Source organism: cyanobacterium endosymbiont of Epithemia turgida isolate EtSB Lake Yunoko (assembly GCF_000829235.1).
GTDB lineage: Bacteria > Cyanobacteriota > Cyanobacteriia > Cyanobacteriales > Microcystaceae > Rippkaea.
Window position 1 is genome coordinate 1,675,179 of the sequence record NZ_AP012549.1, and the last position, 24,943, is coordinate 1,700,121.

General features: G+C 32.1%; 17 protein-coding genes. 7 read left to right on the forward strand and 10 right to left on the reverse strand.

From position 1 onward, the window contains the following. Window positions 1-41 precede the first annotated feature (41 nt). Window positions 42-692: a ribosome maturation factor RimM gene (gene rimM / locus ETSB_RS05140; protein WP_044106708.1), complete on the reverse strand. Its 651-nt coding sequence runs from the start codon at window positions 690-692 to the stop codon at window positions 42-44. Window positions 693-818: 126 nt separating this feature from the next. On the opposite strand from rimM, the gene ETSB_RS05145 reads away from it, so the two are divergent. Both ETSB_RS05145 and ETSB_RS05150 read left to right on the forward strand, forming a co-directional pair. Next, the gene (locus ETSB_RS05145; RefSeq protein ID WP_044106710.1) at window positions 819-1,646 is read left to right on the forward strand and encodes a Tab2/Atab2 family RNA-binding protein; all 828 of its coding nucleotides are present in this window, start codon (window positions 819-821) and stop codon (window positions 1,644-1,646) included. Between the two features lie 310 nt (window positions 1,647-1,956). Continuing rightward, window positions 1,957-2,868, forward strand: a complete 912-nt coding sequence (locus ETSB_RS05150; RefSeq protein WP_044107638.1) for an ATP adenylyltransferase family protein — start codon at window positions 1,957-1,959, stop codon at window positions 2,866-2,868. A gap of 760 nt (window positions 2,869-3,628) precedes the next feature. Here the strand turns inward: ETSB_RS05150 and ETSB_RS05155 are convergent. The 8 genes from ETSB_RS05155 to ETSB_RS08885 all read right to left on the reverse strand — a co-directional run bounded on the left by ETSB_RS05155 (window position 3,629) and on the right by ETSB_RS08885 (window position 13,047). Then, a complete protein-coding gene (locus ETSB_RS05155) occupies window positions 3,629-3,961 on the reverse strand; it encodes a DUF565 domain-containing protein (protein ID WP_044106711.1) in 333 nt (110 codons plus the stop codon). A gap of 151 nt (window positions 3,962-4,112) precedes the next feature. Continuing rightward, window positions 4,113-4,679, reverse strand: coding sequence for a DUF3611 family protein (locus ETSB_RS05160; RefSeq protein ID WP_044106713.1), 567 nt, complete (start codon window positions 4,677-4,679; stop codon window positions 4,113-4,115). A gap of 65 nt (window positions 4,680-4,744) precedes the next feature. Next, entirely contained in the window at window positions 4,745-5,623 is an 879-nt protein-coding gene (locus ETSB_RS05165) for a universal stress protein (RefSeq protein ID WP_044106715.1), read from the reverse strand. Between the two features lie 781 nt (window positions 5,624-6,404). After that, a complete protein-coding gene (gene gshB, locus ETSB_RS05175; RefSeq protein WP_044106717.1) occupies window positions 6,405-7,364 on the reverse strand; it encodes a glutathione synthase in 960 nt (319 codons plus the stop codon). 163 nt (window positions 7,365-7,527) lie between these two features. Beyond that, complete coding sequence (locus tag ETSB_RS05180; protein WP_044106719.1) at window positions 7,528-8,412, reverse strand: S-methyl-5'-thioadenosine phosphorylase; 885 nt, start codon at window positions 8,410-8,412, stop codon at window positions 7,528-7,530. A gap of 116 nt (window positions 8,413-8,528) precedes the next feature. Beyond that, on the reverse strand, window positions 8,529-10,127 hold the full coding sequence (locus ETSB_RS05185; protein WP_044106721.1) for a 2-isopropylmalate synthase: 1,599 nt from the start codon (window positions 10,125-10,127) through the stop codon (window positions 8,529-8,531). A 1,567-nt stretch (window positions 10,128-11,694) separates the two neighbouring features. After that, window positions 11,695-12,096 (reverse strand): hypothetical protein, encoded by a 402-nt coding sequence (locus ETSB_RS05190; RefSeq protein WP_044106724.1) that lies wholly within the window; start codon window positions 12,094-12,096, stop codon window positions 11,695-11,697. 720 nt (window positions 12,097-12,816) lie between these two features. Further along, window positions 12,817-13,047, reverse strand: coding sequence for an FAD-linked oxidase C-terminal domain-containing protein (locus ETSB_RS08885; RefSeq protein WP_145972239.1), 231 nt, complete (start codon window positions 13,045-13,047; stop codon window positions 12,817-12,819). A 260-nt stretch (window positions 13,048-13,307) separates the two neighbouring features. Between ETSB_RS08885 and glmM the strand changes: the two genes are divergently transcribed. Together glmM and ETSB_RS05205 are read left to right on the forward strand one after the other, a co-directional pair. Beyond that, window positions 13,308-14,765: a phosphoglucosamine mutase gene (gene glmM, locus ETSB_RS05200; RefSeq protein WP_044106726.1), complete on the forward strand. Its 1,458-nt coding sequence runs from the start codon at window positions 13,308-13,310 to the stop codon at window positions 14,763-14,765. 2,164 nt (window positions 14,766-16,929) lie between these two features. Further along, window positions 16,930-17,916, forward strand: a complete 987-nt coding sequence (locus tag ETSB_RS05205) for a glycosyltransferase (RefSeq protein WP_044106727.1) — start codon at window positions 16,930-16,932, stop codon at window positions 17,914-17,916. 725 nt (window positions 17,917-18,641) lie between these two features. Here the strand turns inward: ETSB_RS05205 and ETSB_RS05210 are convergent. After that, window positions 18,642-21,140, reverse strand: a complete 2,499-nt coding sequence (locus ETSB_RS05210) for a phospholipid carrier-dependent glycosyltransferase (RefSeq protein ID WP_044107640.1) — start codon at window positions 21,138-21,140, stop codon at window positions 18,642-18,644. A 1,508-nt stretch (window positions 21,141-22,648) separates the two neighbouring features. Here ETSB_RS05210 and ETSB_RS05215 point away from each other — a divergent pair. The 3 genes from ETSB_RS05215 to ETSB_RS08890 all read left to right on the forward strand — a co-directional run bounded on the left by ETSB_RS05215 (window position 22,649) and on the right by ETSB_RS08890 (window position 24,884). After that, complete coding sequence (locus tag ETSB_RS05215; protein ID WP_044106728.1) at window positions 22,649-24,127, forward strand: FAD-dependent oxidoreductase; 1,479 nt, start codon at window positions 22,649-22,651, stop codon at window positions 24,125-24,127. Window positions 24,128-24,482: 355 nt separating this feature from the next. Beyond that, window positions 24,483-24,638, forward strand: coding sequence for a hypothetical protein (locus tag ETSB_RS09960; protein ID WP_171816414.1), 156 nt, complete (start codon window positions 24,483-24,485; stop codon window positions 24,636-24,638). Window positions 24,639-24,674: 36 nt separating this feature from the next. Continuing rightward, on the forward strand, window positions 24,675-24,884 hold the full coding sequence (locus ETSB_RS08890) for a hypothetical protein (RefSeq protein WP_052470633.1): 210 nt from the start codon (window positions 24,675-24,677) through the stop codon (window positions 24,882-24,884). The last annotated feature ends 59 nt before the right edge of the window (window positions 24,885-24,943 follow it).

Consider the following 24,943-nt stretch of genomic DNA (forward strand, 5'->3'; position numbering starts at 1 on the left):
TGATAATTATTTAGTTAAAGTTAGTTATTTTTAATGAAAGGTTATTGATTTAATTCCAATAATCCAACTGGAGGATTAATTTCTATACGTTGATTTTTTAAGTCAACGACAGGAACAATTTCGTATACGAAGGGAATTAAAATCGTATTTATTTTATGGGTTTTAGGTTTATTTTTTTGTTTTTGACAGCGTATTATTTGGGGAGTAGGCTTAGAGACATCTGGTTCTTTTTGAGCATTTTTCTGATACAGTTTAACTTCTAATAGATCATGACCTGCCCATAAAATACCAGTAACATTTCCAATTAGTTCTCCTGTTTTTTGATGATAAACTTCTAGATGAATCAGATCTGATATATGATATTCTTCTTTTTCTATTTTTGGGCGATCACTCCTAGGAACTACCAATTTATAATTCCTTAATGCCTCAGCTTGAGTACGATCTTTCACTTGGGCTAATTTAATAATATATAGATTTTTTCCGGGTACATACCTACCTCTCACTAACTCAACTTCTTGAAGATACGACTCTTGAGGAGACTGTAACCATCTTGCTCCTGGTTTTTCAAATCTTTCTGAAAAATCTGAATCGGAAATAACTCTTAATTCTCCTTGTAATCCTTGCGGTGCAACAATTTTTCCAATTTCTATCCAATCATCTAGATTTTTTGATGTTAAATTATTTTTAGTCATTTTTTGAGATTATCATAATATCTATATTTTTATTATGTTTATAATAAGCCTTTATGCTATTATATTTTTATAAATTATAATATTTTATGGCAAAAAAGTTAGATGATTTTATATTAAATTAATTCAATGACTTTAAAAACGTGGCAGGTAGATTTTTATAAAACCTCTTTTCTAAACGAAGAACATCAGTTTCAATGGCAACTCTTTATTTGTAACGCTCAAGGAAAAATAATTTATCAAGCTATTTGTGAACAAAAAGAAGCTAATTTAAGTTGGTTATTTTCTAAATTAGAATCCGCTATGGAACAAGAAATACCTGATTTAATTCAAGTTTTCCGACCTCAATTAGTTAACTTATTAGTTGCAGCAGCAGATAAGTTTGGTATAAAGGTTGAAGCAACAAGGCGAACACCCAAGCTTAAAGAAATTTTAAAAAAACAAGGGATTAATAATAATTTTAATCCTGTCAAATTAGAACAACCGCCTCCACAGACACTTCCTGAGAATTTATGGGGAGAAAGATGGCAGTTTGTTACCCTCCCTGTAGGAGGTCTTATTGAGTTTTTTAGTGATTGCCCCATTCCTATTGTTGATATTCCTAACCTTTTACTTCCTATAAATTTAGGACTTGCTTCCACCGTAAGAATCCCAGGTATCATTATTTACGGTGGTCAAACCTCAATGTATTTAGCCCGTTGGTTAGTAGATGTTAAACCAGTCGCCTTAAACTATATTTCCACTCAGATAGGTAAATCGGGAGGGTTAGTTTTAGAATCAGATCTAGTTGACCGCTGGATCCTAGCCACTTTTGAAGATTCAGACATGGCTAAAGCGGCACAAAAATATGAATTGCGAAAAAACGATAGCCAAGGATTGCATTTTCTAGTCGTTCAGCCAGATGATTCTGCGATGACTTATAGCGGGTTTTGGTTATTAAGACATGAAGAGATTTAAAAGACTATTTGTATTTGTTGAAAAAAATTGCGGGCTAGTTTGTATATTTTGTAGGGTATGCAAAAGTTTAATGATAAGTGATATACAATTACTCAGGATGTTCATCGTATTTTTATACCCTGCTACCCGATACAAGTATAGTGTTTTGTTTCTTTGATTAAAGAAAACTTGAGAAAAGGTCGCTTAACCTAGTACATTTACTAAAATCAGTTTTTATGTGCGTCAACTAATAACGTGATATTTGGTAAACAAGAAACTAATTAAGTTATATGCTAGTTTCACAGTAATTTTATACATAATGTCCACAAATATGAACTTAGATAAAGACAAGTTTGAATCTACAGATTTATGGGAAAAAGTCATTACTCAGACGAATCATGCTATTAACTGTGGTGCATTACAATCTATCGTAACGAATCATGAATTCATAGAAGATACCAATATTAAATTTTTAGTTAAAATTTTAGATAATTTTTCACAAAAAGAAAATCTCCAGAAACAAGAAACTCAGCAACGTAAAAAGATAGAAAAGAAAGTAGATCCTTTTCTTCCCTATGAAAAAGATTTATTTGTCACTAATCTTTCAGATACTCATCTATGTTTATTGAATAAATATAATGTATTTGATTACCATTTACTAATTACTACTCGCGTTTTTGAAGAACAACAAAGTTGGCTAGATTTCAATGATTTTGCTGCTTTATATCAATGTTTGTTGCATATTAATGGGCTGGGATTCTATAATAGTGGCAGGCTTTCCGGAGCAAGTCAACAGCATAAACATTTACAATTAGTTCCTTTTCCATTAAGTTCTGAAGTAGAAAAAATTCCAATTGAATCAATAATAAAAGATATTTACTTTCAAGATAATATTGGATGTTTGTCTGATTTTAACTTTAGTCATGCTTTAACTAAAATTAACCTTGCTAATGAGAAAAAACATTCTCAAAACGCCCTGATTATGTTAGAAAATTATCAGAAATTATTAATGGCTATTAATCTATCTTTACACCACGAAAAACCAACAGTTGATTATAATCTTTTGGTTACACGGGAATGGATGATGATTATTGAGCGATCACAAGCAAGTTATAAATCTATTCCAGTCAATTCTTTAGGTTTTGCCGGAACATTCTTTGTTAAAAATCAGAAACAAATGGAACAATTAAAAGAATTGACTCCGCTGAGAATTTTACAGAATGTTTCTAAAAATAAGGAATAATTAATGGATTTTAGAGCATAAATGTTAGAGACATTTGTTGTTAAGTTTTTTGGTGAATATTTTTTAGTCGGTTAATAGAGGTTCTCAAAATTATAATTAGTCTATATTTTGATTACTAAATTACTTAGCTTATGGATCACCTATTCCCATTTCTCTTAAAGCAATTATTTTACGTTATGTCATTAACTACTTATGTTCCTACAAACCATTCTTTAAATAAGATAATATCAGCTTGATTAATAATTTTAATTTTAACTATATCCCCTTTCTTACGGTGTAAATTTTCATCCAAATAGGGAGCTAAAAATTTACTAACTTTAGATAAAGTTATTTTTTTTTACTTGTTTTTTTAAAATATTTTTAATTAAAAGTATTTTAAATCCTTTTTGGCTAACAAACTGCTTTACTTTCAGTAAAATTAACTGAGATTCTTTCAATGCTAACTATTTCAACCATTGTTTAACCTAACTTGGAACAGCTTTGAGAAGATATAATTTCGTCTTATTTTCTAGGTTTTACTAGAGTAAAAATCATAAATCAGAAGTAACTAATAACCTAAAAATTAAGTTTTTGGGCTATGAAAACCTTACAAGGGAAGACTTTTAGTTTTTGTTAATTATCTTTTTGTTATATCTAGTCTAGAAGAACTATTTTTATGAGTCCATTTACTAGGGTAATACCAAAGGCTTGTATTCTTTTGAAGTTAGATAATTCTCACATAGTAACCGCATTTAATTAGAAGTATTTTAAAATTTTATGATTATGAAGCAAGTTTTAAAGCTTCAAAATAGAGACTATAAACAAAGCCAATTTTAAAGATATTTAAAATTTCAAGCCATAGTTTTTTTTTTAACTGTTGTATCTGACTATAAGCAACACGACTAATAGTTTCTGTAAATAAAATTAGAAACCCGGCAATTGTAATATCCCAATAGGCTTCTTGTCCTGCAGTTGTAGACACAGCTTGACCAATAAAAAACCCTAATAACAGACTCATTAAACTTAAAGAAATGCGCCTCCAAGGATTAGTAAATAGTTGATTAAGACGGATTTGAATATTATCAAACAGAGTATTTAATCGAGTTTTTTGCATAGTGGATAATTAAGTAGATACTCATAATTCATTGGACATATTGGACAAAAACCATAATATGGGCAATAATTACCATTTTGATAGATATTGCCCACCCGATAATTAGTTTTATTTAGATACCAAGAAAAATACCCTCACCCTTCCTGAAGTACTATTTGGTAATACGATTGAGTAACCACAAAGAGATACCAATTCCGATAAAATGAGCGGTGACTGCTGTTGAATTAGCTTGAATACTAAAAATATCTGCCGCTACTACCAAACATCCTGCGCCTCCTCTTACTGCCCCAGTCTGTCTCACGGATTTCAATAAAACATTACCGACAACAGATTGAGTGCCAACTAACGACAATAGCATTCCGATCAGGTTAATAATCAACCCCCACCGAATCACTTGGACGGTATCGGTTCGTTTGGGACGACGGGTTGGATCGGAACTCTGCAGGAGATTAGCAATTTTGGTATGACGAAAAGAAAAATAAATGCTAATGCCAAGGACCACTAGTCCACAAATAGCAAAAAATATACCAAACCCCGTGCCTGGGTTTTTTTCCCCTTCCCCTAATGAACCGGTTCCAAGGGCTAACAGAGAGATAATACCGAGGACAATTTGCATCCAAAAGCTACGCCATCCCCACCATTTTAAAGTTAAGGAAGCTTCTAACATAGCCTCAGGTAAGGGACGGCTAATTGCTGGGTTTTCGCGGTTGTCGTTCATGGGACGGTTATCATTTTTTTAAGGCAGTGCTGACTCAAAAGGAAGAAGAGGACAGAGGAGAAATTTTATTTTTTAGGGGAGAAAAACAATATTGGAAACCAACTACGGCGAAGAACCTCGTTAGCTAAACTGGGATTTGTCCATTCTAAGATAGTGTTGCGATAATCGGAAGCGATGGCGATCGCGCTAATGTCAAAGTTTAAGGCAGTATCGAGGATTTCTACTAAGGGGTTTCCTTGAGTAACCTTAGTTTTGACGGTTACATTTAGTTCTTCCAATTCTGCTTTAACGCTGTTTAGTTTCTCCTGAGCTTCTCTGTAGTGATATTTTGTAATTTCTTCCGTGCGTTCCCCATCATCAATCACCCATAGTAGTAAGCATTGTTCACAAGAGTTGTCAGGATAGTCTTTCAGGTGATTTTTAATTTTTCCAAGCAAATATTCCCCAGATCGCTTTCCATTGTAAGGAATCAGCAAGTAACGCCACATATGCTGACAACGTAGGGCTAATTCTTCATCAGTGTAAGTGGAGATTAACTGAGGACGCAAAATCATTAAAGGTGTTGAGGTTGATTTGACTAACTCTAGAGTGTGACTCCCAAAAATTTTTGTTTCTATGGCACTGCGGATGGGCATCCCTGTGAGCACAATATCGATGTTATAGGTGTCAATTAATCGCAAAATTACATCTTTAGTTTGTCCTGAGAGAACTTCAACTTTAACTTCTACACCCTCAGGAATTTCTTCTAAGGAGGGTGAGAGAAGTTCTTTTGCCTTAGCAATTTCGTCTTCGTCAACCCCGACAACTTTTTCAGATTGCCAAACCGAGATACTGTGTAAAAATACGATACGTTTGATTCCGTTACTAGCTAGAGGGGAGATGAAGTTAACTAGGCGATGTAAGCCGTCAGTGAAGTCAGTACAAATTAAATAGTTATGGAACATAAGGAAAGGTCTTCATTTTCAAGCAAACCACTCGAAACTACTATAGCAAGAATAAATAGTTATACTGCTGTTATGAACATTAAAGTTCAAGCAAACAAACACACGAACGGTAATCCAGAATCTAGATACTTTCCTAAAGAGGAAATGTACATAGAAAACTATATACATTTTTTCTAAAATACCTAAAGAGAGCTTTTGAAAATTTTCCCTATGAAAACTTATCAAAATTATTTTTAGATTATCATCCCTATGATAATTAATTGAATCTTAAAATTAAATTAGTTGTTGACTTGATTATTTTTTTATGTTCAATAATTCCTTGACAAAATCACAAAGTAAATAAAATATTAGAAATACTCAAAAAAAAATTTACCCTACCATATAATCAACTAATCTTAGCAGATATCTCCCTATATTTGATTATAGTATAAATTTCAGCCCGAATGGTTACAGCTATAAATATTCAAAGTAGATAAAAGCTAATAAAAGTTAACTTCTGTGTTTTTTTATAACGAGTAAGAAACCACAAAAACCCTAAATGAAGGAATAACAAAATAACAAATAAGCTATTAATGATCATCAATTAATGATCATCAATTAATGATCATTAATTAATAACATCTTAACAAGAAGAACACCAAATCCACCAAGCAGCACTAGAGAAAGGACAATTCCCAACAACTGGACTGCTTGTAAAGTGACTAATAAGCTTGAAAATGGGGGATTTTTAATAAAATTCTAAGTAAATGTGTTCATGAATTTTAGAATCAATGATTGATAATTATTTTTTCTCTAGCCAATTAATGACTTTTTTTCCTAAATTAGTTTCATCCAGACGATCAATCTCTCTAATACCAGTGGGACTGGTAACGTTAACTTCTGTTAAATAACCACCAATAACATCAATTCCAACAAAATACAAACCGTTTTGTCGTAATTTTGGACCTATAACCTCACAAATTTCTAATTCTTTGGAGGTAACTTGTGTTTTTTCACTTCTTCCACCAACAGCCATATTTCCCCGAAATTCTTTACCTGTCGGGATTCGATTAACTGCTCCAATAGGTTGGCCATCAAGGAGAATAATTCGTTTATCCCCATCCTTTGCTTCGGGAATAAAACGCTGTACCATCACAGCTTCCTGCCCATAAAAAGTACTGACTTCAATTAGAGAATTAAAATTGCGATCACTAGAATCTAACAGTAAAATTCCTTCTCCTGCTTTTCCTCCCAAAGGTTTTAAAATTGCTAATTTTTTCTCTTCTACGAACTTACGAATAATTGTCTTATCCAAACTGACAATTGTTTCTGGCATTTTTGAATAAAATTGCAGAGTGTACATTTTTTCATTAGCTTCGCGTAATCCTTGAGGAGAATTAATCACTAAAGTTTTTTCAGGATTAATTAACTCTAAAATGTAGGTAGCATAGAGATAGCGAACGGTAACCGGGGGGTCTTTTCTCATGAAAACTACATCCATGTCTTCTAGACACTTCAACACTGTCTCCAAGATTTCATACCAATTGGGAGCCGCTACCCATTTTTGACCTTGTAATTCAACGGGAATTAACTGAACCTGAGATAAGATTGCCCAGGACTTGCCTTCAATAACACTAAGTTGATGCAATTGTGTTACCCAGACTTCATGACAGGCTATTTGGGCTGCTTCCATGATAGCTACTGTGCTATCGTGACCGGGATCTAACTGAGGTAGGGAATCAATAATAAAAGCAAATTTCATTGCTACAAACAATAGGGAATAGGGAGTACTAAAGATCTCGCAATTTATTAGGGTAGTGCTTTCAACAATTTATAATAAACAACAAAACAATTACCTTTTTTTAGAAGACAGAGGATTAGAAAACAGTCAGCTTTTTCCTTTTTAAAAAAGTTTTAGACCTAAATTAATCGTCTATTGGTAAATATTTTTGGATTAATATCGCTAACTTTTCTTGAGTTTTCGGTGGAATCTTATCCCAAGGAGTCAACCTCGCATGTTTCAGAGCATTATGGGCTTTGGATACTGGCAGATTTTTACTCAACCTTCTTACTGTCTCTACAATAACCTTTTGGGCATTAACAGTATTGTGGTTTAAATTGTCCATAATCATCTCAACGGTGACATGATCATGGTCCGGGTGCCAGCAATCATAATCCGTAACTAATGCTAGAGTAGCATAGGCAATTTCTGCTTCCCTAGTGAGTTTCGCTTCAGTTAAATTAGTCATTCCAATGATAGACGCGCCCCAACTGCGATAGAGGTTGGACTCAGCAATAGTAGAAAAAGCTGGACCTTCTATGCAAACATAGGTTCCACTTCTGTGTAAGGTAATTTCAGGTAAGTTAAGACTCTCCACCGCATCCCCTAACATAGCGGCTAATCGATTACAAACGGGATGTCCAAAACCAATATGAGCAACCATTCCTTCCCCGAAAAAAGTAGAAATTCGGTTACTGGTGCGATCAATGAATTGATCAGGAATCATCAAATCACAGGGTTTAATTTCAGCTTTGAGTGATCCTACAGCAGAAGCCGAGATAAGATATTCTACCCCTAATTGCTTCATGCCGTGGATATTTGCGCGAAAAGGCAATTCTGAGGGAATTAAATGATGATTTCGTCCGTGACGAGCGAGAAAGACTACAGGAGTTCCTTCAATAGTTCCTAAAATATAAGCGTCGGAAGGGGAACCAAAGGGGGTATCAAGGTGGACTTCTTGGATATCTCGGAGAGCATCTATTTTGTATAAACCACTACCACCTATTACACCTATTTTTGCTTTAATCATGATTTGCTTAAGAATTGAGCTGAGGACATTATAAGAAAAGTATAGGGGTAAAGGAACTCCAAATTTTTAAAAGTCGGGGTAGTTCTTCCTATTAAACAGCACCTATCAAACAATAGCTAATTTCGATTTGTTAGTGTCACTTGTGATTTCTGCCGAATTGCACCATAAAGATGATTCAAGGCACTAATATAAGCTCGTGCCGAAGCAGTGATAATATCAGTATTTGCTGCATATCCTAAATAGATGCGATCTTCATGGCTTAGGCGAATCGTAACCTCTCCTATGGCATCAATTCCGGCAGTAACGGATTTCACAGAAAACTCTATTAACTCATTGGGAACATTAACCACACGGTTAATAGCTTTGTAAATCGCATCTATGGGACCGGTCCCGATGGCTGCATCCGTTAATTTCTGACCATTAGGAGTCTTTAGGGTGACAGTAGCTGTGGGGACAGCATGATCCCCACAGGATACTTGTACCAATTCTAAACGGAACAATTCGGGGGCTTGTTGAATTTCGTCGTTAATGATCGCTGCTAAGTCCCAGTCAGTAATTCTCTTTTTTTTGTCGGCCACCTCTTTAAAACGTAAGAAAGCGTTATTAATCTCCGTATCCGATAATTCAAATCCTAATTCCTTCAAACAACTACGGAAAGCATTACGTCCTGATAGCTTACCCAAGATAATTTTATTTTTGGTTAGCCCAATTGATTCTGCATCCATAATCTCATAGGTTAACTTGTGTTTTAGTACCCCATCTTGATGGATTCCCGACTCATGAGCAAAAGCATTAGTTCCCACAATTGCCTTATTAGGTTGTACCACCATTCCAGTTAGTTGGGAGACGAGACGAGATGTGCGGTAAATTTCTTTCGTATGAATCTGGGTCAAAGGTTCACTAGAGTCAGGGGAACGACCGAAGAAGGGATTAAAATATTGACGGCGCACGTGCAAAGCCATCACTAATTCTTCTAATGCAGCATTACCAGCCCGTTCTCCGATCCCATTAATGGTACATTCAAGCTGTCTCGCTCCATTCTTAACTGCTTCGAGAAAATTAGCTACGGCTAACCCTAGATCATTGTGTCCGTGAACAGAGATAATGGCCTGCTCAATATTTGGAACGTTTTCTCTAATACTGCCAATTAATGCACCAAATTCACTGGGAGTTGTATAACCGACTGTATCAGGTATATTAAGAGTAGTTGCACCGGCTAAGATCGCTTTTTCGAGGACTTCATACAAAAATTTAGGGTCACTTCGTACTGCATCTTCAGGAGAAAATTCTACATCATCCACAAAGGTTTTAGCGTAAGCTACCATTTCAGGAACAATAGCTAAAACTTCCTGGCGGGTTTTTTTAAGTTTGTATTCTAGGTGAATATCTGAGGTAGCTAGAAAAGTATGTATACGAGCTTTTGCCGCCGGTTTAAGAGCTTCTCCAGCTGATTGAATATCCTTCTTGGTAGCTCTGGCTAACCCACAGATTGTAGGTCCAGTTTTGGTTCCCACAGTTTGGGCGATTTTTTGAACTGCTTCAAAGTCTCCAGGACTAGCATAGGGGAATCCTGCTTCAATGATGTCAACTCCAAGTCGTGCAAGTGATCGAGCAATAATTAGTTTTTCTTCAACCGTTAAACTGGCGCCGGGGGACTGTTCTCCATCTCGTAGAGTTGTATCAAAAATAATAATCCGGTCAGAGTGATTACTCATAGCCCAACTCGTACTAATTTATCAAGGACATTGTCTATCTTCAGTGTCTTCTGGAATTATAGCAATTTCATCTTACATTTTAAGCCATAGATTTTCTTAGCTTGAATACTCCCAATATTTCAGTTATTTTTTTAATCCTTAATCGATTAAAAATAATTCTATGCAATTTCTATATTATTTCTATCTGCTCCTGTGGAAATGATGTCAATATCAAAACGGTTTCAACAAATATCAAGTGTGAGCTTGATGGTAACTACTGATGTCAGCTTACCCTATCCCTCCACAATCCTAACTCAAGGTTTCTATCGTCCCTAATACTATTGTTAAGGTTATGCTAGAGACTATGCTAATTAATCGCTTTCTGGCTTTTTTGCGGAGGTGCTAGAGAGGCAATCAGTGTAGCTACTGTTGAGATTATTACAGCTATTATAAACAAGCTTTATTCTACTTGATAGACAAGGAAAATCTCTCTTGATAAGGATTAAGATAAACTTCAAAATAAATTAAGTTTTAAATAAAAACTTTGTTGTTAATTATAGCAAGGATTAAGGACTTTTATAAGAAGACAGCAACTAATTTTATTTTAATTTTTTTATAGCTTAATAAAATCTAAAAAAATCAACTGATTACAGACAATATTTAGTTTAAAAACCCGACTAAATAATAATTGTTTACTAGATTAGTAATAATTACTTAAATAAATTTAAATTAACACTCTTGATAAGTATCATTAAGACAAATATATAAATCTATCTTAGAACTAAAAAGAGATAGTGTATTTTATCTCTTTTTAGTTCTAAGATAGATTTATTTACATAAGATTTATTATCATTTCCTGAGTTGCCTTGACTTAGTATCTTTGATTGTTTATTCCATTAAATATAGGTTAAAATTGAGCTATTGATTGTGAGCAATATAAGTATTTATTTTTAGTTTTTATTTATGTAAAAACAATATTTTCTGAATCCTGTTTTTATTATCGCAAAGTTGTTATGACTATAAAAATAATTGAGATAATCATACATATTTTATTTTTTTTAAAACCTATACAAAAATATTCTGAACAAAATAACGTCACCAACTTAAGTGGTTGTATATGGATTTCATGCGACTAAACAAGTAACCTATTAATTAAATAATCAAAAATAATTTTCAGTAAAAAATTAAAGATATTAAAAATACTAGTTAAAATATATTTATTTATACTTAAGTACAAATAAATATATTTTATATAAAAATAAAAGAGATTTAATCAAAAAATAAAAAATTAAATAAACCTGAGTATATAAAACGTTGACAGTTCTCTTGAAAATACACTAATTCAAAGAGAGATATAGAGGAATTTTGAGAACAACTCCAGACTAGATATAAATGTTTTTAGAACTAAAAACTAATTTGCTAAAGCTGTATAACAACTGGGTAGCGTGCAATAATAGAAATCCTCACCTAATCCAGCCAAGGAATAGTAGAAGATATTAATAACAAATTGAAGTTAATTAGAAAAAGATATTATAGATTCATAAATTTAGGCTCCAATTTTTAAAATTTAGCATTTTAATAGTCAGTTTTACATCATTAGTTTAATTTTTTCTTGACTTAGGACAAAATGACGTAATTTAAGCAAATCAAAAGTATGTCCTAATTTAAGAGGTAAAAGAGAAATTCCTTCTAATCTAGATTGCACCCAGCCATCGCCCCAAACCCATTCATGATAACCATCAATTCCTTGACTTAGTAGTAATCGTAAGCTGTTTTTATTAGCAATTTCTACTTGATGATGGATAGAAACAAATCCTAGCCAACTAGTAAAGACTACCCCTGCTTCTAAAGTATCAGGAAGTTCAGAGGATAGGGTTTGAGGAATGAGCCATTGACGGAGATTTTTTGTTTTTAGTAAACTATGACTAATAGTACTTTCATTAACATCAACAGCGATGCGTAGATGACTTTCTTGTAAATTTCCCAGCATATGAATTAAGTCAATAGTTGAACAAAGATGAAGCTACCCACTAGTTAAGAGAATAATTAACCAATATTTTTTTAATAGAATTTGATTTGCTTAAACACTTCTAGTTTATCATTAGCTGTTTCTTGATAATTTTTGGGGATAGTAAAAACTTGACCAAGGTTAGCTAAATGATTGGGATTAGATGTTTAGCACATCTATCGTTTAATTTCTAAAAAAGTTTGCTTAAACATGTAAAAAATATAACAGTTTTTATAGGTTTCAATACCGTGTTTTCCTGATGAACTTCCTTGAAACTCCATACATAATTTAAGGATTTATTCCTCTAATTCTTATATCTTTTCTCATATCCCTGCTACAGCATTATAATCAGGAATTAATAGATGTAATTTGCTATCTCTGGTATAAAAACATTAGTGATTTAATAACCCTTATTTTCTCTTAGTTAACCAATTTATCGTTAAATTGTCGCTAATTTAGTCTAAAAAATTTCCTATATTGAACAATATAACTAGGACTAAGCCTATCCATTATAGCAAAGACTACCTTTTGTCCTCTCCAAAATCTTGGACCGCTTTCTACATTATTTAGCTAGCGAAGGTTATTTTTCTAGCTTCATCTTGCTGAAAAATTTGGACGCTCCGCTCTTTATTCACAGGCGATTCTACACGTAGTTTATCTAGTTTTACTAACAAAATTATTTCAACATCTCTGGGACAATTGTTAGTGGCTACTACATCGTTCTACCGCATTAATACAAAGGTTATTCATGATTTCCATGCCTGCTAAAATAATAACTGCACTAACAATATCAGCTACTGCTTGTCTAGTAGCTTCAATATCAGTAAAGTAGGCTAATAAAATACATATTGCTTCTAAGGTCTTCAAAATGTGTAAAGTGATTTCAGTAGCAATTCCTAATATCCCTTCAGACCCAACAAATGGTTCCGTCAATTTATCCCCAGACATTTCGGGAACAGTATTCTCAACTTTTTTCTAAATTTAAGAACGTGAGGATAAACACAATAGATACTGAAATAAAAGATAACAACTTTTGAGCATTTAATTCATTTTGGGAACATTAAACCAGCCATCAACGTTCAGTTATAGAGAGTAATGATTAAATTTACTTATCAAAAAAAGTGGATTCTTCCTTATTGACAAATAGAGTGTATTCTTTAAATGTGAGTGTGTTGTGTGAGGAAATAGATAAAATGGTAAGTTCCCTATCTCGTAATGTAAGCAGTCGGATGGACCGTGTCAGTGCTACGATGAACCCAGGTTTTTTGGGACAATTTGCCCATCTCCCCAATAGCTCTTTATTTGGAACCGATGGCATTCGTGGCAAAGCAGGTGACTTGCTAACTGCCCCCTTTGTCCTTCAACTTGGATTTCGGGCAGGGCAAGTTTTAAAAATGAATCGGGGAACTTCAGGCCCGGTGATTATTGGGCAAGACTCTCGAAACTCTAGTGATATGTTGGCTATGGCTATGGCTGCTGGGTTGACTTCTGCCGGGCTAGAAGTCTGGCAATTAGGTTTGTGTCCTACTCCTTGTGTTTCTTATTTGACACGCACTAGTGAGGCGGTGGGTGGAATTATGATCTCTGCAAGCCATAATCCCCCTGAGGATAATGGAATTAAATTCTTTAACCATGAAGGGACAAAACTAAGTCAAATATTAACACAACAGATTGAAGAAAAGTTACGTAGTAATTTATCCTTATCATTAGATAAGCCTCAAGAATGGGGAAAAACTTACTATCAGCCGGGTTTAGTAGATAAATATTGCCAATTTTTACAGGGTGCTCTCCCGCAAAGTCTAGATTTGCAGGGAATGCGAATAGTTTTAGATTTGGCTTGGGGGGCATCGGTGAATGTGGCTGTTCAGGTTTTTAAATTACTGGGGGCGCAGGTAATATGTTTACACGATTACCCTAATGGCGATTGTATTAATGTTAATTGTGGCTCAACTCATCTTAATGTACTCAAACAGGCAATCAAGAAACATCAAGCTGATTTAGGATTTGCTTTTGATGGAGATGCAGATCGGGTAATGGCTGTCGATGGTCAAGGAAGGGTAGTTGATGGTGACTATATTCTATATCTGTGGGGAAAATATCTTCTTCAAAAAGGAAAATTGCCTAATAATCTTTTAGTGGGAACTGTGATGGCTAACCTAGGATTCGAAAGGGCTTGGAAAAACTTAGGTGGTCAATTTATGCGAACATCTGTGGGCGATCGCTATGTTCAAGCCAAAATGTGGGAAACTGGAGCGATGCTTGGGGGTGAACAGTCAGGCCACATTATTTGCCATCATTATGGCGTGTCTGGAGATGGGATACAAACTGCCCTTCACTTAGCAGCTTTAGTTCGTCAGTCTGAGGAGTCTTTAGCCACCCTAGTAGATAACAGCTTCCAAACATATCCCCAAATTTTACGTAATGTTCGTGTGGAGGACCGCGATCAGCGTCACTCTTGGCAGGAATGTATTCCTTTAAGAGAAGCGATCACCCACGCAGAAATAGGGATGGGGGATACTGGTCGGGTTTTAGTTCGACCTTCTGGAACGGAACCCTTAATTAGAGTAATGGTAGAGTCAGTAAGTGCTAAAGATGCTCATGAATGGGTTGAATATTTAGTCAATGTTGTTGAGAGATATTTAGCCAATTAATAGGTCTACCACGTATGACTTAAGAATCCCAGTGTGATTAGGTTGCACAGTGACTAAAACTATTAAAAATAAGGACCACCACTTTTAAGGGGTCTCTATTCTGAATATTTTTTTTGTACGTTGGAGTTCACATTTACTTATTTACATTTTTAGTGTTTTGAGTGCCATAAAGTCTAGCTTTAAATGCAGCAAGGATTTTTTAAAAGTCTTAATCAAGTGTTTTTAAAACTAGAGTTATTCATCCTATACATAAATGATTCTTGTCTGTCTAAAATTTTACACACAGTAAAAATTAAATCTTATTTAATTTATCGAAATCTATCCTGATGGGTGAGAATTATACACTTAACCTCCTCATGAAAAATTAGTATAGTTAGAACTATTAATCTCAGATAATATGCATTAATTAAAGCATCAATATTTTGGATAACTTGACAATTTTAATAATTTCAAAGGTAATATTTTTATCACTTTGTGACTTGAGTCGCTCAATCTTATGATGGCTGGTTTATACATAAATCTTTGAACAAATAATCGTTGGCTTAGAACTTCTTTTATTCCCCAATAATTAGCTGACATCAAATCGACGGTTTCGACTAGCTGTACTAATAGATTTTCTCTTAATCTTACTCGTCTCAACATTTTATTATCTTAGTACTAACAGTTAAGAGTTTAGCAGTTTCCTTAATTTAAATAAGATAGTTTGGATGGTTATTGATTTAAGCTTACAATACTTTAGATTAGTAGATACTTTCCAGGCAAGTAGAAGTTATGTATTATCTGTAATAGACAAAGTAATTCCTATATATTCGACTAGCTAAAAAAAATTAATGAAAACTAAATTTTAAAAAAATAAAGATGGTTAACTGTAGTTAAAATACTTATAAATATAGTTATTATTAACTCCAATAAATAATCATATTGATAATCATAACTAATTATTGATTAAGTTTTTAGCTTCCATTAATTAGAATTTAATAAAAGCTTTTGAAAAAACCAAAAATCAATAAAAATTACTTCATATTTTATAACTATAAAATCATTGATTGTACCTAATTATTTTAGGGCTTAGCAATATCATTTAATAATCTAATAAATTATTTTTTCTTTTTCAGAAATTAAACTTTTGATCATATTAGTTAAATAGAATATAAAATTGAATGATATAAGTTCTTTTCAAAATAAAAATACTTTGACTTTCTCAAATTATTTATTTTCAATAAAATGATAATTTTTTTTATCTCTAATGTCTTTAACAACTAGCACTCTATTGATATGATTAAAATTTAAAGTTTCCTTATAAATAAAATTAACTATTTTCGATTACATCAATTGTACGAAGAGCCCAAACTAAAACTGTTGACATAATAAGTTTACAATACTCATTTAAAGAGAAATTCTTCTCTCTGTTGTCAAATTAATCTATAAATTAAGAATCAATAAGACTTCCAAAAGGTCGGGGAAAAATAAAGTAATTAGACAAATTTATTTGGTAGTTTTATATTTATTTTGTTATCATAAATAGCTAATAAGTCACCTTAGTACTGCATTACTGTAAAGTGTTTGAATGACTGTATTATCTACATTTAAAATTTTACCTATAAAATCAATATCTTGTTTAACTTCATTTAATAAACTAACACACTCATAACTTTATTCTTAGTCAGAAATAGTTCACGCTCTCATGAGATAAATAGTCAAACATTTCGAACAGACTATCAAAGTTCAGATATTGATTTTAGGAAATAGAATATCAGGTATATAGCTCTCAATGATACTTATACCTTAATCTTTTGGCAAGAATTATGATAGGTGTATCCTGTCTTGACTTTCTCCTCTATTCTAATAGTTTTAAGCTCTCAATTTTTTGCAATTGCTTTATGTTCTGCTTGCAGAAGTCTCATATGTAAGTTTATCTGTCAATACATAACTTCTAAAATCTTAAAACAGTTGGCTTTAAAAACTCGATAACTAGTCGGATATCGGTAAACAAAATGATTTATATTAAGAAGGATAACTAAAGAACTGAAAGCTGTTTTTATGACAACTCACCTTCACTTATGTTCAACTTTAATAGTGTGCTATTACTTATTCTCGTACTCTTATGTATATTTTTATTCTTAATTCTACTCCTAATTAACAATTTTAACAATCAATAATTTCAATGAGAAAGCTCTATTTTTTGGTTCCAGGGACGGGAGAAAAATTTGCTTGTGGCGGGCTATGGGCTGAATTAAAGACTGTTAACCTAGCGCAACAAATTTGTAAATCACGAGTGGTTACCTATCGTCAACGAGAACCGGAAACATTATTTATTGATGATATTTTCCCAGCAAAATGCCTTGAGGATGTTATTTTTGTAATGAGTTGGGGTTTTGATGTTCCTAGCTTAGCGGCCAAATTGAAGAATTACCATATTGTTTATCATGCTCATAGTGTCGGGTATAATTTTATATTACCGCCAAATATTCCCATTATAACAGTTAGTCGTAATACAATGGGTTATTGGGGGCAAAAAGCTCCTCATTCTTTAATTTATTATTTACCCAATCAAATTTCTAATGAGTTTACTAACTTACATATTGAACGAGATATTGATGTTTTAGTTCAAGCCAGAAAATCCTCGGAATATTTAATTAAACAGTTAGTTCCTGAGTTAAAAAAACATTGTCAAGTTTTTGTCGTTGATTCTTATGTTGAAGATTTGGGTCAATTGTTTAATCGGGCAAAAGTGTATCTTTACGATTCAGCAGAATATTGGGCACAACAAGGAATAAGTGAAGGGTTTGGATTGCAGCCAATGGAAGCTTTAGCTTGTGGTTGTCAGGTATTTTCGAGTGTTAATGGTGGATTATCGGATTATTTAGATCCTGGTTTTAATTGTTATAAAATTGCGGGATATTCAACTATTTATGATGTGCAAAGAATTCTCAAAGTCATTAATTCTTCAGCCAATATTATTTTGTTAGAACAGATATTATCTGAATATCGAGCAGAAAATATTATTAAGCGGTTAGAATTAATTTTAGAGGATATAAATTTATTTTTTGACAGCAAGTCTCAGTATAGTAATGATATTCATAAGTTAACTAAGTTAAAATTTACTAAATTATTTCTCAAAAGAGTTTGGAATAAGATACAAAAAATGTAAAATAACTCTATCTCATAACAATCACTGTTACTTTTGTATTTTTTTGTTGTTAGAATAATTAAAATTAAACTTCATACAATTGTCTCATGCATAAGATAAGGTAATCCTTCTTTGTATTGCCAGACTAATTATTCCTATTTTTATTATTTATGAATTAATTTTTATCAGTTCAAATTTAATTTCATTACTACCACTACTGATCCAAATTAATATTTTTTATATATTATTTTTAAAAATTAAATAGATTTAGTCAGTTGAAACCCTTTTTTTGTTTTTCTTTAAGTTAGTTCTTAAGTTTTTGGAAATTTAGTTAAATATTTTAACTTTTCCATATAGATCAGCCTTGGTAATTTTTATCACTTCAATGCTCTAACACTCTTTATATTCAAAAATAAATATAGAGTGGAGAGATGAATAAAGACGTCTAAAAATATTTAGATTGACTATTTTTATGTTCAGAAATTTTATAGAAAAAAGGCACAAATTTTAGTGTTTTGTTGTATAAAAATCTCTACAACAATTCAAGTTTATTTAAATGCTAAACCTAAATTATTTAACTTATAACTATAGCTTTTTTTAAAATCTAACTAGTAATTATAAGAATAAGATTTTCAAATTACTATTTAGATAGTTATTTAATGATCAAGTTAAAAAGGATATTGGTGTAATCTACAAAACTAGAGAATTTATTGGTTATATCTTGATTTGAATACATCTAAATAAATTTAAAATAACGGTGATAATCTAAGCCATCCTTTTAAGAAGTTGCCCTGCATTATTGATGAAATGCCGTATAATATCTGGAATTCTTCAGTATTAGGTTTAAGTTCAATAGCATATTTTAACAAAGTTTCTGCAGCTTTTGGTTGCCAATTATAAAGATAGACAAACGCCAAATAGGTATAGTGATAGGGGTTATTAGGATTAAGTTTAATTAGTTGTTTTAAAGCAGTGATTGCACCTTTAGGATTTTCTTGTAAAACATGAGACAATACTAACCCATAAGTCCAGTCTAGTTCATATTTTCCTGGGTGATGATTTAAGCGATAAGTTAATGATTCTTCTGCTTGTTTAAGATAATCTTGAATTGGATCATATTGGTTAATCCGATCAACTTGATCAAAAATGGGGTAAATTCCCTCTATTCCTTGAGCTAGATTTAAGGAAAGTTGTCTTAATCTTGTAACTAAATCTAATGGGAATGAAGAAATAGGAGAAGCATTATTATCGATGGTGATATTAATATCAGAAACAACGATAGGATAAGTTTCTCCAGTATTACGATTAAGATATATTCCTGTTAACTGATAATCTCCCGAAGGCAAATCTTTAGGAACCATCATCCCTAAATTTTCAATAACTTTAAAGTTTTGTTCGTCTGGATAATTTCCAAACAACATTCCTCCTCCAATTCCATGATCGTGTATCCAAAACTTAACTAATTTTTGAGTTTGGTTTTCTTTTTCTTCTATAAGTTCCCAGTTCAATAAAAGCAAACCTGATTTTAATTCTTTCCAAGATCCTGACCATTCATAAGTAATAGGAATAGGAAAACCTGAAGGAATTCTTTGGGGTATTTTAACTTTATCTAAATTAACCTTATCATATGATTTTAAGCTTTTTTGGATAATTACAGATGGGAGTTGGCGATGATATAAAGTCAAAATATTTTTATCAGATAAATTCCAAGTTTTAACAGCTAAAAAATTTTTATCAGTTTCTAGTTTTTGAGCTAAAGCTAATTGAGGTTTTCTAGTAAATCCATTGTCTCCAGTTTTAGTAACAAACCAATCAAAATATTTTTGATCTTGTTGTATATCTTCTTCTTCATTTCCTAATTCTCGGCCATGAACTTGAAAATTAGCGACTTGTCCATAATAATTAAGGGTATTATGATTAAAAAAATCTGTATTAACAATTACCCCCAAATTAGATATCTGATAAGGATTTATTTCCTGTACAGTTCTGATGAGTTCAGTATTAGGAATATTTTCATTAAGATAGGGACGGAATAATCCTCCTGAACTTAACATTACAGTGAGTTTATCTGTCCCAAGAATAGGAAATAAATTTGTACACATAACCATGAATACAAGTCCTAAAGTGGTCCATTTAACAGGTTCCCATTTTCCTCTCCACTGAATTAATCCGTAAGCTAAAAATATCGCTAAAATTGGTAAATAAGACATAATATAGCGAGTATCTTTGTTTAAGATAGCTGAACAAATTAAGTATGAACCAATAAAATAAATAGCTAACCAAATAATTCCTTGTCTCAGCTTACTTATTTCTATTTCTTGTTTACTTTTAGTAAATTTTCCTAAGACATTTAGTATTAAACCAACTAAAGGAACTACTAGTAATATCCAAGTTACTGCCGAAGGCAAATCTTGCCAATAGTAAGTCCAAGCTGCTAAGGTGTTAAGAGGAGGATCTCCTTCATAAGATGCAGGAATTACATTAGAATTACGAATCGTACTAAACAAATAAATCCAATTAGTTCTATACCAGGGAAACCAAATTATACTAGATATGATAAAACTAATAGTTAATTGTAATATTCTTCCCCACTTACATTGAAAAATATAGCTTATTGCTAACCATAGTAAAGGGGTAAGCAAGAAAAACATGACACTTTGTTTTGTTAACAATGTAAATCCCCAACATATTCCGAAAATAACTGTCCATAGCCATTGTTTATAATAGATTTTCTGGAGTTTCCAAATAGTTAAACAACAAAAACACAGAACTGTCAATGTCATTAATGGAGTATCAATCAAAAATTGTAAGCGGCTCTGATATAATCTAGGAAACAACATCGATAAACTAGCCGCCCACAAACCGATCTGATGATTAAATAGAATTTTACCTAATGTATAAACTGCTAAAATTAAGATACTACTGTAAAGTAAATTCGTGATTAGTGCAGTATCATTACCAACCCCAAAAATTTTTTGAAATAAAGCAGCAATAATATAGGTTAACGGAGGATACTTCGATGATATCATCCAAAAACTTCGCCACCATTCACTATCAAAAAAATGTGGAGATTCTAATGCGTGGAGATATTGGAGAGACTTAGTTAAATGATTACTTTGATCCCAAGGGGGAATAGAATGATCTAAAATTAGCCATATCTGATCACTCAGATTACTGATCAACCAAATTAGTCCTAGTATCATCCATATTTGAGTGGGGCTTAGGAATAGTTTTCGGATGTTCATCTTGATAAGACTAATCGGAGAAGTGATACAATTATTAATGTATTCTAACATAATAGCTAGTTTTGAAAGTTTGCTTATTTATCTAAATAGTATTGAGAAAAAATATTTAACAATTTTCCTAGTTTAGTAGTATTTAAACAAACTTTTTTTATTTTTTTCATTAGTTTGATTAACTCCTGTTAAAGAAAAAGTAACTGATTCAGATAATTAAAGATTTAATATCTAACTAGATCTCGAAGAATTTTTTCAGTGGTTAAACTTTAAACAGAGCTAATTTATTTTATAAATCTAATTATATTTTTATTAACTAACCGAGAACAAATAACTATATTAAATAATGAATTAATATATTTTTATAAACCACTATAAAAGAAGATTAAATGATAATCGTTAAGAAAAAAAATTAAAATAATAAACAAAACTTAGTGTATTGATACTGTAGTCACTTTCCTTGATTTTCCTAATTTAATCTATTTTTATAATCTAATTATAAATAAAAAAAGGCCGCTATTAATATCATAACAATATTATGAATTGTAATGACTTCTATTGAGATAAAGTCTACTAAAAAATAAAAATTTTAAAAAAGTGAAACAAAATCAAAGTAATTCTTGTTGACAAATTATGAGAATAAGTAGAACCAGGAGAAAGTAATACTTTATAAGTATACCTCCTAAGTATACCTCCTAAATATCTCTCTTGATAAAAGATTAGTTTCGATCTTAAAACAAATAAAGAAAGGAGATTTATTTTCTTGGAAAAGTGTTACTTCTTTAATATGTACGCAATATAAAACAATAATTTTATTATATTATTTAAGTTTTTTAAAATGGCTTAGTATAAATATATTTCTAGTTTTTATCGAAATAAACTTTCTTCAACCTAACCCTATGTCACTAATTCATGAATTACATGATACTTTAGCCAGATTTGACACTATCATTGATTTTCTGACAAAAATTAGGTAATAAGTATATTTTTAAAATTTAAAACCCAATTACGGGGATGCGCATCTAAAAGATTTAGTCCAATAAGTAGTAGATTATATCTAGTAGTGCTTTTAGCCCAAAAGGATTTATAGTTATAGATTTAATTCTATTTATAATAGGGGACGTTGACACTCTATGCATCTACAATACTTTGGAGGAGCCAAGCAAGTAGAATGTCCTAACATTTCTGTATTTAAGTAGTCTAACATTAAACACCAGTGCTTTGGCAAATTTAGGGATTAAACCAATATGCCTAATAGTGAATTTTTTACTCAGTTAAATCATAATATCCCAAAAAGTTTAGAAATAATCCATATTACAGTCATATATACTCCCTATTGCTTAATGATTTGACTGCTAAAGAGCCAAATGGTTTTAAAATTAATCTAGGTGATGAAATTTTAACCCTAGTTTTTATTCATGAATAGATGCTTCAAGATATGAAACTTTAACAGCAATTTCTCGAGCCTTATCTGAATCCGTTAATAGTCGTATAAACTATATTAGTAAAATAAACTTATGGACTTAATTCAAGCATCTGAAATAGAATATGTTGATGTCGTTGTTGTTGGAGGTGGAATTGCTGGAATTGCTATAACTGAATTTCTCTCTCGTCATAGTAATTTAACTATTAAAGTTTTAGAAAAATCTCTTAAATTAGGAAACTTAGCATCGGGTAAATTGGAAGGATGGTTTCATACAGGAGCTTTATATTCTGGTCAAGACGATGCCCAAACTTTTATTAATTGTGTCAATGGAGTAGAAGACATAATTAATCTTTATAGTCCCTATTTTCTGGAAAACTGTAATATTAATTTAACTGAAAAATATTCTGACTTTTATAGTCCAAGCATTATCCCTAATTCCCAAGGATGGTTTAATGCTCAACCAGTACATATTATTCACCCCCAAGCTGATGCCCCAGAAATCAGTTCATCTCGTTTGAGAAGTGATAAAGTTCAGATTAATATTCAACTAAATAGGGTCTTAGGTCGCTTAGAAGTTGCCTATGGAAAACAACATAATTGGAAAAATAATGATAGTTGTATTGCTCCCAGTTACGCCCAAGTAGAAAATTATGAGGGGATATCTTGTTCTTTGCGTCAATCAAATGAAACTATTCATAATCTTTGTTCTAAATTTGATAATTCCTATGGAATAAATCCCTCTAATTATGAAATTCTCCATACTCTAGATTGTTCAATGAACACAAGTAGAATTCTCAGAGATTTAGTAGCAAGTTGTCTAAATCAGGGAGTAACCTTTGAAACGGGAGTTACCATTGATAAACTCTTAATAGATCGCTACGGTCCAATTCGTCTAAAAAGTTTGATTTGTAAAACTAAACAAGGACTACTTAAACGAGTGAAAGCTAAGTTGTTTATTTTTGCAGTTGGAGAAGAATTTGAATCCTTTTTAGCCGACTTGCAGGTACGGGCTAGACTAAAGCGTAGTCGAAGCGCTATGGTGGTAGCCTATCCAGCCTTAGTGAATAATAATTTTGTTAGAATGTCTACAAAAAACCGCTTTCATTTCAATCATTTTGTTCAGCAAAGAGAAAAAGGCAACCAAAAATTTGTATACTCAATGTTAGCTAATTCAGGTTATATGAGAGATGAAGAACCAGAAGACATTGATATTGAGCCTATTCTAGAATTAGCAGAGCGTTATTTTGGGCAAGAAAACCTATATAATCGTCAACTTTTTAGTTATGAATGTATGAAAACTGAATTTATTAGTGAAGAAGAACAAAAAAGGCGTTATAGTTACTGGATTGAGTCCAATCCTAAAAGTAATTATTTATGTGTTCTTCCTGGTAAATTTTCTTTTTTCCCTACTGTTGCCTACCAAGCTTATCAGCGTATTAAAACTTTGATTAACTTCGAAGAATCTTCTCCTAAAATAGCGTTTGATTCTACAATTTCGAAAGAAGTAAAGGAACAAGCAAAAACTTTAGTTGCTGACTCTTACCCTCTACAAATTTTAACTGTTAAATAGTAAAAGTTATAGTTTTTAGATTGTTAATTTTACTTTAAAAACTAGAGTTTTGTAATTGTGTGTCCGAAAGCTTGTACAGGTAAAAACTATAAGTACTAAGTATTCTGGTTTTTACCTGTAATAGTTAGGATATACAAGAACAGTTTCTTGAGATGGGGCAAACATCTGACTGAGGAGAGGATTGCTTCTGGGTTGAAGAGAAAAAAATATTTGAATTTAAGCAAAGCTCCTTGAGCCATAAATCTAAAACAGTGATATTTGAAGAATTGACTCACTTCAGGAAGTAGAGTATGTCAACTAAGTTGCCTGAATATGACATGATATGAAATCAGAGTCAATCACCATTTAGGAGTCTATGAAAATACCCCAATTGATTTTTAACGTACTGGTTATTGGAAACATTATTGCTATCACTACAGTAGGTTCAACTCTCACTCATAGAATTTTACGGCTATTTAACTTTGCCTACGCTGATTTTTATGACATTGGGAGCTTATTTTACTTAGCTTAGATAGCCAAAATTGGCGGGCTTAATTTGTAGATTTCGATGATTATAGGGTCTGTCGGAACCATTGTTACTATGACTATCGCGGAATACCTACTGTGGAAATCAATGCGTGATCGCTGCGTGACTTCCACCACTTTAATTGTTATTTCTATTGGACTAGCATTGTTTATTCGCAATAAAATTTTAAGGATCTGGGGAGGAATAATCAAAGCTATCAAATTCCTCTTGTCCCTGTTCAAGAATTTTTAGGAATTAATGTAGAAAAAGTAGTTTTCTAGACTTGGGTAATTACGGAAGGACTGACTGCT

Excerpts from the sequence above, each read along its gene's own strand:
- rimM (WP_044106708.1), bottom strand. The coding sequence starts at position 692 with ATGACTAAAAATAATTTAACATCAAAAAATCTAGATGATTGGATAGAA.
- ETSB_RS05145 (WP_044106710.1), top strand. The coding sequence starts at position 819 with ATGACTTTAAAAACGTGGCAGGTAGATTTTTATAAAACCTCTTTTCTA.
- ETSB_RS05150 (WP_044107638.1), top strand. The coding sequence starts at position 1,957 with ATGAACTTAGATAAAGACAAGTTTGAATCTACAGATTTATGGGAAAAA.
- ETSB_RS05155 (WP_044106711.1), bottom strand. The coding sequence starts at position 3,961 with ATGCAAAAAACTCGATTAAATACTCTGTTTGATAATATTCAAATCCGT.
- ETSB_RS05160 (WP_044106713.1), bottom strand. The coding sequence starts at position 4,679 with ATGAACGACAACCGCGAAAACCCAGCAATTAGCCGTCCCTTACCTGAG.
- ETSB_RS05165 (WP_044106715.1), bottom strand. The coding sequence starts at position 5,623 with ATGTTCCATAACTATTTAATTTGTACTGACTTCACTGACGGCTTACAT.
- gshB (WP_044106717.1), bottom strand. The coding sequence starts at position 7,364 with ATGAAATTTGCTTTTATTATTGATTCCCTACCTCAGTTAGATCCCGGT.
- ETSB_RS05180 (WP_044106719.1), bottom strand. The coding sequence starts at position 8,412 with ATGATTAAAGCAAAAATAGGTGTAATAGGTGGTAGTGGTTTATACAAA.
- ETSB_RS05185 (WP_044106721.1), bottom strand. The coding sequence starts at position 10,127 with ATGAGTAATCACTCTGACCGGATTATTATTTTTGATACAACTCTACGA.
- ETSB_RS05190 (WP_044106724.1), bottom strand. The coding sequence starts at position 12,096 with ATGCTGGGAAATTTACAAGAAAGTCATCTACGCATCGCTGTTGATGTT.
- glmM (WP_044106726.1), top strand. The coding sequence starts at position 13,308 with ATGGTAAGTTCCCTATCTCGTAATGTAAGCAGTCGGATGGACCGTGTC.
- ETSB_RS05205 (WP_044106727.1), top strand. The coding sequence starts at position 16,930 with ATGAGAAAGCTCTATTTTTTGGTTCCAGGGACGGGAGAAAAATTTGCT.
- ETSB_RS05210 (WP_044107640.1), bottom strand. The coding sequence starts at position 21,140 with ATGAACATCCGAAAACTATTCCTAAGCCCCACTCAAATATGGATGATA.
- ETSB_RS05215 (WP_044106728.1), top strand. The coding sequence starts at position 22,649 with ATGGACTTAATTCAAGCATCTGAAATAGAATATGTTGATGTCGTTGTT.
- ETSB_RS09960 (WP_171816414.1), top strand. The coding sequence starts at position 24,483 with ATGAAAATACCCCAATTGATTTTTAACGTACTGGTTATTGGAAACATT.
- ETSB_RS08890 (WP_052470633.1), top strand. The coding sequence starts at position 24,675 with ATGATTATAGGGTCTGTCGGAACCATTGTTACTATGACTATCGCGGAA.